Origin of the sequence: Microvirga subterranea, from assembly GCF_003350535.1 — a bacterium.
Classification (GTDB): Bacteria; Pseudomonadota; Alphaproteobacteria; order Rhizobiales; family Beijerinckiaceae; genus Microvirga; species Microvirga subterranea.
Map to the genome: position 1 here is coordinate 389,444 of NZ_QQBB01000002.1, position 16,304 is coordinate 405,747.

Consider the following 16,304-nt stretch of genomic DNA (forward strand, 5'->3'; position numbering starts at 1 on the left):
CCATCGTGTGATCCACCTGGCAGCCTTCGCCCTGATGGCGCTGATCTGGGGCGTGACCTGGCTCCCCATGAAGCTGGCCTCCGAGGTCGTTCCGCCGATCTTCCTTGCAGCGACGCGCTTCCTGCTCGCGGCATCGTGCTTCCTGCCGATCCTGCTCGCCCGCGGGCTGCCGCTGCGCTCCGCAATGTTCGGCCGCATCGTGGTCGCGTCGCTCCTGATCACGACGGGCTGCTACGGCTTCCTGTTCTGGGGCGTCGCGGTGGCGCCGAGCGGCCTGTCCGCGACCGTCAACCTGGCCTTGATGCCGATCTTCCTGGTGGTGATCGGGGCACTCTACGGCCAGGAGCGGATCACCGCGCGCCGCATCGGGGCGATTGCGCTCGGCGTGGCGGGCCTCGTGCTGCTGTTCTCCGGCCGGAACGGCGCGGTCCAGGGCGGCGCGATGGCCGCGCTCGGCCTGGGGGCGGTGGCGGTCGGGACGGTGTCCTATGCCTGGGGCTCGGTGATCAGCCGGCCCCTCACCAAGGCCATGCCGCCGATGGTGCTTGCGTTCTGGCAGAGCCTGATCGGAGGCCTCGGGCTGGTTCCCGTGTCGCTTGCGCTCGAAGGCTACGATCCGGCCCGCTTCGCGGCGCTCGCCGACGGTCGGGCCATTCTCGGCCTGAGCGTCCTCGTCATCGGCGGATCGCTTTTCGCCTTCTCGATTTTCCTGTGGCTCGTGCGGGATTGGGGCGCCTTCCGGGCCGGGCTCTATTCCTTCGTCAGCCCGATCATCGCGGTCGTGATCGGGGTTGTCTACGCGCAGGAGCCGTTCGGGTGGGCCGAAACGGTCGGGATGGGCGTCATGCTGGCCGCCACGGCCCTGACCCTGGCGGAGCCGAAGGGCGCGGCCGGCAGCGAGCGCCCATAAAAGACGCGACGCAGGAGTTTTCCTCCTGCGTCGCTCACTATTCCCGTCTTGCCTCGACGTGCAGGGCCGGTCGAAACCCTGCCTGAGCGATCAGCTCAGGTAGCCGAGGAAGAAGAGGATGAGGATGATCGGCAGCGGAATGCCGATGAGCCAAAGAAGACCGCCTTTCAACATCTCTAATCTCCCAGTGTTTCGTGGGGGAACAACGAACTAGGCTGTGGCGGGTTCCACTTAAGCTTGGGATCCACGATCAAGGTCTTGTTCACGTCTGCACGGGAAGAGCCGGGGCGGCAGAGGCGAAGGCTCCGTTGCTGCTCGCGGGCGCACGCGCTACATCCTGAGGTCATGGCTCAGCACAGACTCACCATCGCCCTCGCGCAGCTCAACCCCGTCGTCGGCGACGTGGCCGGCAACGAGCGCAGGGCCCGCGAAACACGCGCCGAGGCAGCCCGAATGGGCGCCGACATCGTGATGTTCACGGAGCTTTTCCTCGCCGGCTACCCGCCCGAGGACTTGGTGCTCAAGCCCGCCTTCCAGGATGCCTGCCGGGCAGCTGTGGAGCGGCTCGCCCGCGAGACGGCGGATGGAGGGCCCGCCATGCTGATCGGTCTGCCCTGGCGCGACGGCGAGGCCCTCTACAACGCTTATGCGCTCCTCGACGGCGGCGCGATCTCCGTGCGCTACAAGGTCGACCTGCCCAATTACGGCGTCTTCGACGAGAAGCGCGTCTTCGAGCCCGGGCCGCTGCCGGGCCCGGTGAACTTCCGCGGCATCCGCCTCGGGCTTCCTGTCTGCGAGGACATCTGGGCCGGGGACGTGGTCGAGTGCCTGGCCGAGACCGGCGCCGAGATGCTGCTGGTGCCGAACGGCTCGCCCTATTGGCGCGGCAAGACGGAGGAGCGCTTCAACATCGCGGCCGCGCGGGTGACGGAGAGCGGCCTGCCGCTCGTCTATCTCAACGAGGTCGGTGGCCAGGACGAGCTGGTGTTCGACGGCGCCTCCTTCGTGCTCAACGCCGATTGCTCGCTGGCCTGCCAACTCCCGGCCTACGAGGAGACGATCGCCCTCTCGGTATGGGAGAAGTCGGAGGAGGGCTGGGCCTGCATCGGAGCCCCGAAGGTGACGGTAGAGGAGGGCGACGAGGCGGATTATGCCGCCTGCGTGCTCGGGCTGCGCGACTACGTGGAGAAGAACCGCTTTCCCGGCGTGGTGCTCGGCCTGTCGGGCGGCATCGATTCCGCCATCTGCGCCGCTCTCGCGGTGGATGCGCTCGGGCCTGAGCGCGTGCATTGCGTGATGCTGCCCTATCGCTACACCTCGGACGAATCCTTGCGCGACGCGCAGGCCTGCGCCCGCGCGCTCGGCGTCCGCTACGACACGCTGCCCATCGCGCCCGCCGTCGAAGGCTTCGAGGAGCTGCTCGCGCCTCTGTTCGCCGGCAGGCCAAGGGACATCACGGAAGAAAACCTCCAGAGCCGCGCCCGCGGCACGATCCTCATGGCGATCTCGAACAAGTTCGGCGCCATGGTGGTGACGACCGGCAACAAGTCCGAGATGTCGGTGGGCTACGCCACGATCTACGGCGACATGAACGGCGGCTACAACCCGATCAAGGACCTCTACAAGACCGAGGTCTACCGCCTCTCGCACTTGCGCAACCGGTGGAAGCCGAAGGGTGCGCTGGGACCGGACGGCACCGTGATCCTGCCGAACATCCTCGCGAAGGCGCCGACCGCCGAGCTGCGCGAAGGCCAGAAGGACCAGGATTCCCTGCCGCCCTACGACGTGCTCGACGAGATCCTGCGCGGCCTCGTGGAGCAGGAGCTGCGGGTCTCGGAGATCGTCGCGAAAGGTCACGACGAGGAAACCGTCCGCAAGGTGGAGCGGCTGCTCTACCTCGCCGAGTACAAGCGCCGCCAGGCGCCGCCAGGCGTGAAGGTGACCCGCCGCAACTTTGGTCGCGACCGGCGCTACCCCATTGTCAACCGCTTCCGCGACGAAGGCATGGCGGCCCACCGGACCGACGAGGCCCTGGAGCGCGCCACCGGGAAGCCGCGGATCGGCGGGATGGACGCCTAGAACGGCAGAGCCTCACTGATATAGCGCGAGTCCATGAGGTGTGCCGCAAGCATGCCTGATGCAGCGAAGTGGGCTTTCAGGACCGCTTCAGATCGCCGTGCCGCGGCTCTCGTGATCTTTCGGGCGTCGCCTGTCGCGTCTGCCAGCGCGACCGGTGAAGGCATAGCAAATCCTACGCAAAGGTGAGCCTCGCCCCGTCCTTGCCCGTCTCGACCTTCCGGTAGAAGCATGAGCGCCGGCCGGTGTGGCAGCAGCCGCTGTCGCCTGCGACCTTCACCTTGAGCCACAGGGCGTCTTGGTCGCAATCCACGCGCATCTCCACCACCGTCTGGATCTGCCCGCTCGTGGCGCCCTTGTGCCAGAGCTCGCTCCGGGAGCGAGACCAGTACCAGGCCTCGCCGGTTTCAATCGTCTTCGCCAGCGCCTCGGCGTTCATGTGCGCGACCATGAGGAGCTCGCCCGTCTCGGCTTCCGTCGTGACGCAGGTGACGAGGCCGTCGGGGCCGAAGCGCGGGGTCAGGACGGCTCCCTCCTCGAGATCGGCCTTCGGTCCGGGAGCCGGGAAGGGGTGGGACGCGCACATGGGGAACCTCTCGCGAAAAAGGAGCCGGAACGGCGCCGGCTCCCTTCAGAACGTCACTGGGTGAGAAAACTCAAGCCTTGCCGTGCCGTACCAGGGTCAGGAAGCGCACCTGCTCGGCCGGGTCGTCCTTGAAGACGCCGGTGAACTGGGTCGTCAGGGTCATGGCGCCGGCCTTCTGCACGCCCCGCATGGACATGCACATGTGCTCGGCCTCGAGCATCACGGCGACGCCGCGCGGCTCGAGCGCCTCCTCCATGGCGGCGGCGATCTGGGCCGTCATGGTTTCCTGGGTCTGGAGGCGACGGGCGAAGACCTCGACGAGGCGCGCGAGCTTGGACAATCCGACCACGCCCTTCGTCGGGTAATAGGCGATGTGCGCCATGCCGTAGAAGGGCACCATGTGGTGCTCGCAATGGGAATAGAACGGGATATCCTTGACGAGCACGATGTCGTCGTAGCCCTCGACCTCTGCGAAGATCTTGTTCAGGACCTCCCGAGGATTGTCCTTGTAGCCCGAGTAGAACTCCTTGAAGGCCTTCACGACCCGTTTCGGGGTCTCCAGAAGGCCCTCGCGCTGCGGGTCGTCGCCCGCCCAGCGGATCAGGGTGCGGACGGCGGCCTCCGCTTCTTCCCGGGTGGGTTTTTCCATGAGCTTGTCGGCGGCTGCAGACAGACGCGGTGACAAGGACTTAACCACATCATCCATGTGGAGCCTTTCCTTCAACTCTCGAACCTCTCGCGGGCCGGAATGGCCCTGGCGCTTCCTCTATGCTCCACGAGGGCGTCCGGATGCACCCGGCTCGCAGAGTTTCTTCCGAATGCCTATATATTGGGCGCAATCCTTCGTCTGCCACCTTATGCGGGTCCGATGCTCAACGATCTCTACAACCGCCGCATCCTCGAACTTGCCGCCAGCATCCCGCATCTGGGGCGGCTGGCGGATGCCGATGCCTCGTCGACGGCTCATTCGAAGCTCTGCGGCTCGACCGTCACCGTGGACCTCAAGCTTGACGGCAATGTGGTGGCGGGCTTCGCCCATGACGTGAAGGCCTGCGCCCTGGGCCAAGCATCCTCCTCCATCATGGGCCGGCACGTGATCGGCTCGACCGCCGAGGAGCTGCGGGAGGTGCGGCAGGCCGCACGGCGGATGCTGAAGGAGAACGCGGCGCCGCCCGCCGGCAAATGGGCCGATCTGGAGGTGCTGGAGCCTGTGCGGGAGTTCAAGGCCCGTCATGCCTCCATCCTCCTCACCTTCGACGCGGTGGTGGACGCCCTCGACCAGATCGAGGCGCGGCGAAGGGCCGCCGGCTGACATGCCGAGTCCGGTTCGGCAGGCGGCCCATTGGGCGATCCGGGGCTATCAGCTGACCCTGTCCGGCCTGATCGGCCGGCAGTGCCGGCACCTGCCGTCCTGCTCCGAGTACACCGACGAGGCGATCCAGCTTCACGGCTTCTGGGCCGGGGGCTGGATGGGCGTGGCGCGGATCTGCCGCTGCGGCCCGTTCGGAACGTCCGGGCTCGATATGGTACCTGAAACATTGCCCGACGGGTCCGGCTGGTATAAGCCCTGGACCTATGGTCGCTGGCGGGGCGTGAACGCTCCCCCGATCACCTGCGAAGCGGTCGAACCTGACGGCGGCTGATTTCGCGTCTCACCCAACAGACCGTCGGCCCCCGCTTACCTGCTCCGTTGGCAGGAGTGAGCCTGGAGAAAGATCTTATGATTACCCTGACATTCCCCGATGGCGCCCAGCGCCAGTACGCCCCCGGCATCACCGGCCGCGAGATCGTGGAGGGCATCGCCAAGTCGCTCGCCAAGCGCACCGTCGCTATGGCGCTGGATGGCACGGTGGCGGACCTCGCCGATCCGATCACGCAGGACGCCAGGATCGAGTTCCTGAACCGCGAAGACCCGCGTTCGCTGGAGCTGATCCGCCACGATGCCGCGCACGTTCTGGCCGAGGCGGTGCAGGAGCTCTTCCCGGGCACCCAGGTGACCATCGGGCCGGTGATCGAGAACGGCTTCTACTACGACTTCGCCCGCAACGAGCCCTTCACCCCGGAGGACTTTCCGGCGATCGAGGCGAAGATGCGCGAGATCATCGGGCGCGACAAACCCTTCACCAAGGAGGTCTGGAGCCGCGACAAGGCCAAGAAGGTTTTTGCCGAGAAGGGCGAGGCTTACAAGGTCGAGCTCGTGGACGCGATCCCGGAGGGCCAGGAGCTCAAGATCTACTTCCAGGGCGACTGGTTCGATCTCTGCCGCGGCCCACACATGACCTCCACGGGCAAGATCGGCAACGCTTTCAAGCTCATGAAGGTGGCGGGCGCCTATTGGCGCGGCGACTCGAACAACGCGATGCTGACCCGCATCTATGCGACCGCCTGGGCGTCCCAGGAGGACCTGGACGCCTATCTCCACCAGCTCGAGGAGGCCGAGAAGCGCGACCATCGCCGCCTGGGCCGGGAGATGGACCTGTTCCACTTCCAGGAGGAGGGGCCGGGCGTCGTGTTCTGGCACCCGAAGGGCTGGACCGTGTTCCAGGAGCTGATCTCCTACATGCGCCGCCGCCTCAAGGGCGACTACCAGGAGGTCAACGCGCCGCAGATCCTCGACAAGGCCCTGTGGGAGACCTCGGGCCACTGGGGCTGGTACCGCGAGAACATGTTCGCGACCCAGACCGAGGACGACCGCGTCTTCGCCATCAAGCCGATGAACTGCCCGGGCCACGTGCAGATCTTCAAGCACGGCCTGAAGTCGTATCGCGACCTGCCGCTGCGGCTGGCCGAGTTCGGCAACGTGCACCGCTACGAGCCTTCCGGAGCGCTGCACGGGCTGATGCGCGTGCGCGGCTTCACCCAGGACGACGCGCACATCTTCTGCACCGAGGAGCAGCTGGCCGCCGAGTGCCTGAAGATCAACGACCTGATCCTCTCGACCTACGCCGATTTCGGCTTCGAGGAGATCGTCGTGAAGCTCTCGACCCGTCCCGAGAAGCGCGTCGGCACTGACGAGATGTGGGATCACGCGGAAGACGTGATGACCCGCGTGCTCAAGCAGATCGAGGAGCAGTCGGGCGGGCGCATCAAGACGGCGATCAACCCGGGCGAGGGCGCCTTCTACGGGCCCAAGTTCGAGTACGTGCTGCGCGACGCCATCGGCCGCGACTGGCAGTGCGGCACCACCCAGGTGGACTTCAACCTGCCGGAGCGGTTCGGCGCGTTCTATGTGGACCAGGACGGCCAGAAGAAGACCCCCGTCATGGTGCACCGGGCGATCTGCGGCTCCATGGAGCGCTTCACCGGCATCCTGATCGAGCATTTTGCAGGCCACTTCCCACTCTGGCTCGCGCCCGTGCAGGTGGTCGTCGCGACCATCACGTCGGACGGCGACGCCTATGCGCAGCAGGTGGCGCGCGCGGCCGAGCAGTACGGGCTGCGGGTGGAAACCGATCTGCGCAACGAGAAGATCACCTACAAGGTGCGCGAGCACTCGCTCGCCAAGGTGCCTGTGCTTCTCGTGGTCGGCAAGAAGGAGTCCGCCGAGGGAACGGTGTCGATCCGCCGTCTCGGCAGCACCGAGCAGAAGTCCATGGCCCTCGACGACGCCCTGCGGGCGCTCGCCGCTGAAGCCATTACGCCCGACCGCCGGCGCGCCGCGAGGGCAGTCGCCGAGCCCGAAGGCCATGCGACCCTCGACGGGCATCACGTGGTCGAGCGCACCGTCGCTTAAAGCCGCGTTTTATGCCTCTGTTGTCATGGCCGGGCCAAGCCCGGCCATGATGCTTTTCAAGGTTGAATTACGTCTCCTGCTGCTGCCGGCGCGAGCGTCCGCTCGTGCGGCCGCCGGCAGCGGTTCCGGCCGTGGCGCCGGCGGTGCCGATGCCCGGATTGCCGGTGGCGGCGCCGGAATCGCCGACCTCCGTGCCGGTCGCGTGGCCGGGCTGATGCTGGCCGACCCGCAGGTTGTTCTGCGCGTGGCTGACTCCCGACACCGACTCGGCGAGATCCTCCGCCCGGCGGCGCTCGTTGCGGTCGCGCACCGTGCCGCTCAGCGTCACCTCGCGATTCTGCACGCTCACCTCGATCTCGGAGGCGTCGATCATCGGATCGTCGGTGAGCCGCTCGTTCACGTCCTCGCGGATCCGGTCGTCGGAGCGCTGGTAGCCCTTGGGTCCGCGGCCGCTGTGCTCGCCGCGGCGGACTTCGCCGTAGCCCGCGGTGGCGTCGTTGCCGAAACGGGTATTGCCGGGACCTGCGCCGTAATTGCTGTGATCGCGCTGCTCGTTGACGAGGCTCCAGGTGCGCTCGCGGTCCTGCATGCGACGATCGCTCTCGCTGCTGTCGTCGCCCGGACGGGCGCGCTCGCCCGTGATCGTCGACGCACCGTAGCGCTTGGGATGATAGCCTCTGCCGGCGGAGCCGCGGCCGGCATATTCGTCGCCGTAGTTCTGATAGCCCTCGCCGCCGTAGCCGCCGCGCATACGGGCGTCGCGATGCGGTTCCTCGCCCGGATAGCCGAAGGACCCGAAGGCCGCGCGCACGTCGTCCTCGTCGCGGAATCGGAACGGGCCTCCGCGGCCGCTGCGGTCGGCTCCCCCGGACCTTCCGCCCTCGCGGTAATCATGGGGGCGATGGCGCCAGTCGTCGTCACCCTGGCGCATGCGCCGCTCCAGCTCGCGGCGCTCGTTCCCGGTGATCGGGGCCGAACGCCGGTCGCGCGTCTGGTCCGCGCGGGCGCTCGTGAGGGTGCCGGAGCGGTCCGGCTCGGACGGCGTGGAGATGCGATGCAGGGCGCGGGAGGCCTGCTCCTCCCGATCCGTCGCGAGGTCGCCGAGAGCCACGATGCCGACCAGGTGCTTGTCATGGTCGACCACGGGCAGGCGGCGGATCTGATGGTCGCTCATGAGCTCGACGATGTGGTCCACCTCGTCGTCGTCGAAGCACCACCAGACATTGTCGGACATCACGTCCCGAACATGCGTCGTGTCCGGCGGAAGGCCGGCGGCGGTCGCCCGCACGGTGATGTCCCGGTCGGTGATCATGCCGCGAAGCCGGCGACCGTCGCAGACGGGCAGCACGCCGACGTTCATGTCGTCCATGAGCCGCGCCGCCTCCTGGATGGTCCGGTCCGGCGAGACCACGCGGACGTTGCGGGTCATGATTTCCGAAATCTTCATGAGATGTCCTCCCGTTAGGGCCACGCCACGACGGCTCGTTGCCGGGCCGGGCGCGACCGGTCGTCAGAGACCGGTCAATGCGGGGGAGGGCGAAAAGGTTCAGGCCTGCGTCAGGTCGGCGGGACCACGATCTCGATGTCCCGGTCGAGGCCGCTCTCGACCTTGAAGTCCCGTGTGTGGACCTTGCCCTCGTGGCGGGCGATGAGCACGTAGTCGCCTTCCGCCAGCGTCACGGACGGGAAGGCGCCGATCGCCTCGCGGATCACGTCGCCGCCCGGCGTCAGCACGCTGAAGGCAGTGCCGGCGAAGGCCTCCCCACCGGCGCTGCCGACGAGCTTGAGGGTGACGGTCGCAGCCCGGTGGTTGAGGGTCGCCTCCGTGACGCGCCCCGATTCCACCTTGAGGTCGCTACGCATGATGGCGTTCGCGTCGCCGTAGGTGGACACCACGTGGTAGGTGCCCTCGGGCAGGCGGATGATGTCGTTCGCCTTCGCATTGGCGACCACGAGCCGGCCTTCCGAGTTCTGCGCGATCGGGACGTAGACCGAGAAGGAGAGCTTGCCCGGCGGGATCGGGCTGTCGCCGACGGCGCCCTTCAGCTTCAGGGCGCCCGCATTGATGGTCATGCGTTCGTTCACGATGCCGGACTGGACGCTCAGGCGCTTCATGGCGCTCGCGTAGCCGTAGGCGACGTGCATGATGTAGTTGCCGGGCGGCAGGTTGAAGGTCGGCGTCGGGCTGCTCGACCGGTTCACGACGGCGGGCTGCGAGGCGTCGCCGCGATCCTCGTAGATCCGCCAGGCGAGGCCGGAGCGGATCGGCTGGCCATTGTTGGCGAAGACGGCGGCGGCGCTCACCGTGACCCGTCCTGCGGGAACCGGAGGTGGGGTCTGCGTCAGGGTCGGAACGGCAGGCGAGTTCGGCAGGGTCGGCGCGGCCGGCCCGAGGGAGGCCTGGGCGGACGCCCCGGTCGCGGCCAGAAGGGCCAGGAGACCGAAGCCGTAGCCCGGCAGCGCACGAATAGGTTTCTCGAAGAAGGTCATCGATCCAATAGAGTTTACGGTACGACCGCCGGGGCCGCAGCCGTCCTGATCGGCTCCTGCTCGGTCTTCACGAGATCGGATGCCGCCGCAACCAGATTCTCGATGGAAATGGGGCGAAAATGGAACTCGACCCGGTGGCGTCCCGTCGGCACCTCGACGCCCCGGAACAGGAGGTTGGCGCGCAGAACCGGCTTGCGCTCGCCGTCGACCAGCGCCTCCCAGCCCGGATAATAGATGTCGTGCAAGACGAGAATTCCGGCCTCGCTGGCCTGAACGTCGATCGCCACCGAGTTGCGGGAATAGCTGACGATGCGGGCCTCGCTCTTGGCTGTGGCCTGCGGCGCATTGGGAGCCGCCGGGGCGAAGCGCGCCTTGAGCAGCGGCAGGTTCTGCTCGTCGATGAGCGCCTCGGTCTGCCGGTTGAACTCCGGCAGCTCCTCCTGGTCGAGGACGGCCTCGGAATCGACGGCGTTGACCTGGTGGGCCACGTAGGCGCGCGGGCTCGCCGTGTTCAGGCGGTAGATCCACATCTTGCCGGTGCCGTAGACGACCTCGGCCCCGGTCAGGCGCGGGAAGTGCCGCGGCAGCTTCTCGATGGGACGGTCGAGCACGAGGTATTCCAGGCCGAGCAGGCTCGCAAGCTGGCACTTGTAGCCCCGGAACGTCGCCGGGAACGTGCGCAGGTTCGGATCCTCCGCGTTCTCACCGGGACCGACCGCCCGCTCGTAATCGGCGAGGCGCAGCGGGTTGTAGCCGATGATGTCCTCGAGCTCGAGGACCATGGAGGCGTTCTGCCAGGGACCGTTGAGGCCCAGTACCTCGACGCGCGGGTAGTCGCCCTGGGCATGACGGTCGGCGAGCTCCCTCTTCAGGATCTGCAGGCCCTGGAGCTGCTCGGGCGGGAGTTGACGGAACACCGCGTAGCGCTCGGCCGGCTCGGCGTTGAGGGCCGAAGCCGCATGGCGCAGCACCAGTTCGCCGCCCGTCGCGGCGATGAGCACGAGGGCCGCCGCCTCCCGCCAGCGCGGGAAGCCGCCGATGCGGGCCAGCAGGATCATGGCGAGGGAGGCGGTCACGAGGGCGGCGCTGATCTCCCGCAGCGAAGCCGGGATCTGGCCTGCCTTCATGGCGAAGGCGAGGGCGCTTGCGGCGGCCAGCCCAACGAGGCCGACGGCCAGGAACGGCAGGACGAGACGAGCCTTGCCGAGAGCGGCCCGGCTCCATTGCGGCACTCCGTCGGTGACGTAGCGATGGACGAGATAGCCGGCCGCGAAGGAGAGGGCGATGTTGACCAGGAAGGTCGCGTCGGCAGGGCGCCGGTAGAGGTTCACGCCCGGCATGTGGTCGAAGATCACCTCGAAACCGGGGGTATAGCGCCCGAGCGCGTAGAGAAGCGCCAGGAGGCCGACCACGAGGAAGAAGCGGAATTCGCGGGCGAAGAGCCGCCCGCCCGCGATGCCGTGCCAGATCAGGAGGAGGGCCGGGAGGGTGCCGATGAAGAGATAATTGGTGGCCCGGTCGGTCCAGGTACCCTCGGCGAGGCTGTGCCAGTCCGGCCCCCAATAATCATAAGTCCAGCGGAGCGACCCGAAAACGTTGCCGAACAGGATCGTCGCCAGGCTCTCGGGCGGCAGGGATCCCATCGCCGCGACCCCGTAGCCGAACGACGGCCGCGTGGAGGTCGCGAGGAACTGCATCGTGAGGATGACCGGCACCGCGAGAAGCGCCCCGCCGATCGCCGCCATGCAAACCAGCAGTCCGGCGCGGGAGCGGAAATAGGGGAGCGGCTGCGGCGCCGTCAGGATCCGCTGCGCCGCGACGCCGATGAGCGTGAGGGCGCACAGGAACGCGACCTGGTCGCGGCCGATGGTCATGAAGGCGGCCGAGACGGCGAAGAGTGCGCCGAACCGATAGGAGCGGCGGTCCATCGCCTCTTCCAGGAGCCAGAGCGCCAGGGGGAAGAAGCCGTAGCTCAGGATCATGCCCGTATGCTGGAGGCGGGCCGTGGCGGAGCCTCCCAGCATGAACACGATCGCCGCCACCACAGCGCCTGCCGGGTGCCACCCGCGCCGGCGGAAGAGCGGCACCATCGCGAGGGCGCCGGGCAGGAAGTGAGCGAAGACCACGATGTCGAAGAGCTGCATCGACGGCTCGGGCACAAGCCAGCCGAAGAGCAGCATGGTGGGGGTGAAGAGAAGCGATTGCGGATCCGCCGCCGAGGGGTGACCGCCGAAATGGTAGGGATTCCAGAGGGGCAGCTCGCCATGGGCGAGGGCGGCGCCGAGATAGCGCAGGGTCGGGTAGAACTGGTTCTTGGAATCCCAAGGCACCACGGAGCCAGTCAGCGGCCAGACGGCCGCGGCCAGGGCCCAGACGCCGAGGATCAGCGCGAGGGCCATGAGGGTTCCGTGCCTGGACCAGATATCGTCGGGATGGGCCCCGCCTGCCTGAAACGTGGATGTACGCATTGCTCTATCGCGGAACGCCGCCCCGGTCAGGATCGCGGCTCGCAGCCGGCGGAGCGAATTGCACCGCCGCAAGGGCAGGCATGCCGCCACCGCTCACCAAAGGCCGGAAACCTGCTTGGCGTATTGCCGCACTCCCCCTATACATCCGTTGCCGGTTGTTATGTCGCAACGGCTCCTCTTGGGACGCCCGCGCGTGCTCAAGCGCATCAAGACGGCAAGACCATGGCAGGCCTGCGCTGTCCACGTGCCGCTCCTCTCGCGAGCATCCTCAACCTATTGTTCCACATTATGCGAGCCGGATGAAGATCCCATGAATGATAGCCTTTCGCGCCTCCAGCAGCGCCGCTCGGTTCCCGCCCGCTGGCTCGGGGAACCCGGTCCGGGGCCTGAGGAGATCGAGACCCTGCTGACCGTCGCGGCGCGGGTGCCGGACCACGGCAAGCTCGTCCCCTGGCGCTTCGTGCTTATCGAGGGCGACGGGCGTCATCGGCTCGGGGATGTTCTCGCTGCCGCCTTCAAGGCGGACCAGCCCGATGCGGATGCCGAGAAGGTTGCCGCAGAGCAGGGCCGCTTCGCCCAGGCGCCCCTCGTGGTCGCCGTCGTCTCTCGCGTGGTACCCCACGTGAAGATCCCCGATTGGGAGCAGGTCCTGTCGGCGGGTGCCGCGTGCATGAACCTCCTCAACGCGGCCAACGCCCTCGGCTACGGCGCCTCCTGGCTGACCGGCTGGGCGGCCTACGACCGGCGCGTCCTCGACGCCCTCGGCCTCGCGCCGGACGAGCGGATCGCCGGCTTCGTCCATATCGGAACTACGAAGGAGCAGCCGACCGACCGGGCGCGGCCGACCCTCGCCGACATCGTCACCCGCTTCTAGGCCGCCCCATGTTCTACGAAACCGCCAGCAACGCCCACGGCCTGCCGCACGACCCCTTCAAGGCGCTGGTGACGCCCCGTCCCATCGGCTGGATCACCGCGATGAGCGCCAAGGGCGAGATCAACCTGTCGCCCTATTCTTTCTTCAACGCGGTTTCCGAGCGCCCCCCGATGGTGGCCTTCTCCAGCAGCGGGCGGAAGGATGCGGTGACCTTCGTCGAGGAGACGGGGGAGTTCGTCTGCAATCTCGCCACCTTCGACCTACGCGAGCAGATGAACCTGACCTCCGCCGTGCTGCCGCGGGGCGAGAACGAGATGGTCCATGCCGGTCTCGCGGCCGCCCCGTCCCGCCTCGTCAGGCCGCCCCGAGTCGCGGCCGCACCGGCGGCCCTCGAATGCAAGTGGCTCCGGACCGTGCCGCTCAACCCTCTCGGCGGAGGCGAGCCGAGCTACTACCTCGTCATCGGCCAGGTGGTGGGCATCCATATCGACGACCGGTTCATCGTCGACGGTCTCGTCGACACGGCCGCCATGCGCCCCATCGCCCGCTCCGGCTACCGGGACTACTTCGTCGCGACCCCGGAAACCAAGTTCTCGATCACACGGCCCGGCGGGTAACCTGTCAGATCAGTCCAGCCCGCTTCAGAAGCCTTTCGGCCCTGAGAAAGTGCGGGCGGTCGAGCATCTCGCCGCCGACGCCGACCACGCCGGCTCCCGGATTGGCCTGGAACGCGTCGATCACGGCCCGGGCCCGCGCGAGGGCCTCCTCGGACGGGGTGAAGGCCTCGTTGATCACCGGCACCTGCGCCGGATGGATCGCCATCTTGGCCACGAAGCCGTCGCGCCGCGCCTGCCGGCACTCGGCCCCCAGCCCCTCCAGGTCGCGGAAGTTGGTGTAGACCGCGTCGATCGGGTCGACCGACGCTGCGGCGGAGCCCAGGAGCGTGAGCGAGCGGGCGATGCGATAGGGCTCCGTATAGGCGCCGGCCTCATCCCTGTTCGCTTCGGCTCCGATGTCGGCCGAGAGGTCCTCGCCGCCCCAGGCGAGGCCCATGAGCCGGTGGCTCGCGCCCGCGAAGGTGCCGAGGGCGAAGACTCCGAGGGCGTTCTCGGTCGCGATGGCGAGGATGCGCGTGGCGCCGTCCGAAAGGCCGTATTCCGCCTCGCGCACCGCGAGCTTCGCGCCGAGATGGGAGACGTCGGCGCCGCCCACCGTCTTCGGCAGCACGATGCCGTCGGGGGCGGCCTGCATGACGCCGTCGAGATCGGCGTCGGTAAGGCCGGTCGTCAGGCCGTTGACGCGGACGTAGAGCCGCGGCCGGTCGGCCATGGGGACGGCCTCGGCCAGGAAGCCGGCCGTGACCCGTCGGGCCTCTTCCTTCGCGTCGAGAGCGACCGAATCCTCGAGGTCGATCAGCAGGGCGTCGGCTCCTGAGGCGAAACCCTTGTCGAGCTTCTTGCGGCTGTCGCCGGGAACGAACAGGAGGGATCGCATCAGGCGCTCCGCTTGCGCATGAAGGCCTGCCGCCGGCACTCGGCCACGAGGGTGCCGTCCTGCTTGTAGGCCCGGTGAACGAACTCGACGATGCCGGCATCTGGCCGCGACTTCGACTCGCGCTTCGCGGCAATTTCGGTCGTCGCGTTGACCGTGTCGCCCTCGAAGAGCGGCGCCGGAAACTTCACGTCCGTCATGCCAAGATTCGCGATGGTGGTGCCGACCGTGGTGTCGTTGACCGAGATGCCGATCATCAGCCCCAGCGTGAACAGGGAGTTCATCAGCGGCTTGCCCCATTCGGTCTCGGTCGCGCAGAAATGCGCGTCGATGTGGAGCGGCTGCGGGTTCAGGGTCATGTTGGAGAACAGCATGTTGTCCATCTGGGTCACCGTCCTGGTCAGGCGGTGCCGGATGGTCGTGCCGATGGTGAAATCCTCGAAGTAGAGGCCGCCGCGGGGATGCCTGCTGCTCTCGTCGCTCATGGGTCGTTCCTCGTTGGTCGGGTCTTGGGGCCGATGGTTCTCAGCCGAACTGCTCGCGCAGGATTCGCTCGTCCAGGCTATGGCCGGGATCGTGCAGGACCACCAGGTCGACGCTGCGATCCATGGAGATGTGGACCCGCGACACGTTGCGGAATTCCGTGTGGTCCGCCACGGCGCTGACGGGACGGTTCTCCGGCTCCAACACGTCGATCTGGATCTTGGCGTGGTCGGGCAGGAGGGCGCCGCGCCACCGGCGCGGGCGGAAGGCCGAGATGGGGGTGAGCGCCAGCAGCGGCGCGTTCAGCGGCAGGATGGGGCCGTTGACCGAAAGGTTGTAGGCGGTCGATCCGGCGGGCGTCGCGACCAGGATGCCGTCGGCGCTGAGTTCCTCGAGCCGTACCTGCGAATCGATGCTCACGCGGAGCTTGGCGGCCTGATAGGTCTGCCGCAGCATGGACACTTCGTTGATGGCGCGGGCCGTATGGGCGACGCCCTTCACGTCCCAGGCGACCATGAGCAGGGGATGGATGACGCTGCGCTGGGCGTTCTCGAGCCGCTCGAAGAGGTCCTCCTCCCGGAACTCGTTCATCAGGAAGCCGACCGTGCCCTTGTTCATGCCGTAGATCGGCTTGGCCGATCCCATGAAGCGGTGGAGGGTCTGGAGCATCAGGCCGTCGCCGCCGAGCGCCACGATCACGTCGGCGTCCTCGGCCGGGACGTTCGCGTACTGCGCCTCCAGGTCCTTCAGCGCCTGCTGCGCGTCGGGCGTGGAACTGGCCACGAATGCGACATTGTTGAAACGACGGGCCATCACCCCATACCTTCGCTACGCCCGAACCGGAGGCGAAGCAAAGGCATAGCATGGACAGCCCACTTCTCGTCTATACGACCTTTCCCGATGTGGACACGGCCCTGTCGCTCGGGGAATCGCTCGTCCGGGACAAGCTGATCGCCTGCATCAACGTGCTGCCCGGAATGCAGTCGGTCTACGCCTGGCAGGGAAAGATCGAGCGGGGCCAGGAGGTCGTCGCCATCCTCAAGACGCGCAGGGGCCTTCAGGACGACGTCGGCCGCATCCTGAAGGAGAAGCATCCCTACGATACGCCCTCGATCTTCTTCATCGAGCCGACGGATGCCGATATCGACACCGTGACCTGGCTTCTCGGGGAAACGGCGGGCGAGTGACCGCCC

General features: G+C 67.6%; 16 protein-coding genes. 8 read left to right on the forward strand and 8 right to left on the reverse strand.

The features are described from left to right. The first annotated feature begins 7 nt into the window (after window positions 1-7). Window positions 8-910 carry a DMT family transporter gene (locus tag DES45_RS06560; RefSeq protein WP_245571565.1) on the forward strand — a complete coding sequence of 301 codons (903 nt, stop codon included), beginning with the start codon at window positions 8-10 and terminating at the stop codon, window positions 908-910. A 345-nt stretch (window positions 911-1,255) separates the two neighbouring features. Continuing rightward, window positions 1,256-2,989, forward strand: coding sequence for an NAD+ synthase (locus DES45_RS06565; protein ID WP_114769183.1), 1,734 nt, complete (start codon window positions 1,256-1,258; stop codon window positions 2,987-2,989). Window positions 2,990-3,161: 172 nt separating this feature from the next. Here the strand turns inward: DES45_RS06565 and hisI are convergent, their stop codons facing one another. Both hisI and folE read right to left on the reverse strand, forming a co-directional pair. Continuing rightward, window positions 3,162-3,572 carry a phosphoribosyl-AMP cyclohydrolase gene (gene hisI / locus DES45_RS06570; RefSeq protein ID WP_114769184.1) on the reverse strand — a complete coding sequence of 137 codons (411 nt, stop codon included), beginning with the start codon at window positions 3,570-3,572 and terminating at the stop codon, window positions 3,162-3,164. Between the two features lie 70 nt (window positions 3,573-3,642). Beyond that, window positions 3,643-4,278 carry a GTP cyclohydrolase I FolE gene (gene folE / locus DES45_RS06575; protein WP_114769185.1) on the reverse strand — a complete coding sequence of 212 codons (636 nt, stop codon included), beginning with the start codon at window positions 4,276-4,278 and terminating at the stop codon, window positions 3,643-3,645. Between the two features lie 162 nt (window positions 4,279-4,440). On the opposite strand from folE, the gene DES45_RS06580 reads away from it, so the two are divergent. The 3 genes from DES45_RS06580 (at window position 4,441) to thrS (ending at window position 7,305) form a co-directional block, all read left to right on the forward strand. Further along, window positions 4,441-4,884, forward strand: coding sequence for an iron-sulfur cluster assembly scaffold protein (locus DES45_RS06580; RefSeq protein WP_114769186.1), 444 nt, complete (start codon window positions 4,441-4,443; stop codon window positions 4,882-4,884). 1 nt (window position 4,885) lies between these two features. Continuing rightward, on the forward strand, window positions 4,886-5,215 hold the full coding sequence (gene yidD / locus DES45_RS06585) for a membrane protein insertion efficiency factor YidD (protein WP_114769187.1): 330 nt from the start codon (window positions 4,886-4,888) through the stop codon (window positions 5,213-5,215). A gap of 77 nt (window positions 5,216-5,292) precedes the next feature. Continuing rightward, window positions 5,293-7,305: a threonine--tRNA ligase gene (gene thrS, locus DES45_RS06590; RefSeq protein ID WP_114769188.1), complete on the forward strand. Its 2,013-nt coding sequence runs from the start codon at window positions 5,293-5,295 to the stop codon at window positions 7,303-7,305. 67 nt (window positions 7,306-7,372) lie between these two features. Here thrS and DES45_RS26320 read toward each other — a convergent pair whose 3' ends face one another. The 3 genes from DES45_RS26320 to DES45_RS06610 all read right to left on the reverse strand — a co-directional run bounded on the left by DES45_RS26320 (window position 7,373) and on the right by DES45_RS06610 (window position 12,194). Then, entirely contained in the window at window positions 7,373-8,752 is a 1,380-nt protein-coding gene (locus DES45_RS26320; protein WP_425374266.1) for a CBS domain-containing protein, read from the reverse strand. 110 nt (window positions 8,753-8,862) lie between these two features. Continuing rightward, entirely contained in the window at window positions 8,863-9,795 is a 933-nt protein-coding gene (locus DES45_RS06605; RefSeq protein ID WP_245571566.1) for a hypothetical protein, read from the reverse strand. Between the two features lie 14 nt (window positions 9,796-9,809). Beyond that, window positions 9,810-12,194: a YfhO family protein gene (locus DES45_RS06610; protein WP_114769189.1), complete on the reverse strand. Its 2,385-nt coding sequence runs from the start codon at window positions 12,192-12,194 to the stop codon at window positions 9,810-9,812. A 379-nt stretch (window positions 12,195-12,573) separates the two neighbouring features. Between DES45_RS06610 and DES45_RS06615 the strand changes: the two genes are divergently transcribed. Next, window positions 12,574-13,137, forward strand: a complete 564-nt coding sequence (locus DES45_RS06615) for a nitroreductase family protein (protein ID WP_114769190.1) — start codon at window positions 12,574-12,576, stop codon at window positions 13,135-13,137. Between the two features lie 8 nt (window positions 13,138-13,145). Further along, on the forward strand, window positions 13,146-13,754 hold the full coding sequence (locus DES45_RS06620) for a flavin reductase family protein (RefSeq protein ID WP_114769191.1): 609 nt from the start codon (window positions 13,146-13,148) through the stop codon (window positions 13,752-13,754). Window positions 13,755-13,758: 4 nt separating this feature from the next. Here DES45_RS06620 and DES45_RS06625 read toward each other — a convergent pair whose 3' ends face one another. From DES45_RS06625 to DES45_RS06635, 3 genes are read right to left on the reverse strand one after another with little or no spacing between them, the layout of a single operon-like run. Then, window positions 13,759-14,631: an HpcH/HpaI aldolase/citrate lyase family protein gene (locus DES45_RS06625; RefSeq protein WP_114769464.1), complete on the reverse strand. Its 873-nt coding sequence runs from the start codon at window positions 14,629-14,631 to the stop codon at window positions 13,759-13,761. Next, on the reverse strand, window positions 14,631-15,113 hold the full coding sequence (locus DES45_RS06630; RefSeq protein WP_114769192.1) for a MaoC family dehydratase: 483 nt from the start codon (window positions 15,111-15,113) through the stop codon (window positions 14,631-14,633). Before DES45_RS06630 ends, DES45_RS06625 begins: the two co-directional genes overlap by 1 nt. Before the next feature lie 40 nt (window positions 15,114-15,153). Beyond that, window positions 15,154-15,924 (reverse strand): NAD kinase, encoded by a 771-nt coding sequence (locus DES45_RS06635; protein ID WP_114769193.1) that lies wholly within the window; start codon window positions 15,922-15,924, stop codon window positions 15,154-15,156. Window positions 15,925-15,974: 50 nt separating this feature from the next. Here DES45_RS06635 and cutA point away from each other — a divergent pair, with 50 nt between their 5' ends. Continuing rightward, window positions 15,975-16,298, forward strand: a complete 324-nt coding sequence (gene cutA, locus DES45_RS06640) for a divalent-cation tolerance protein CutA (RefSeq protein WP_114769194.1) — start codon at window positions 15,975-15,977, stop codon at window positions 16,296-16,298. Window positions 16,299-16,304 lie beyond the last annotated feature (6 nt).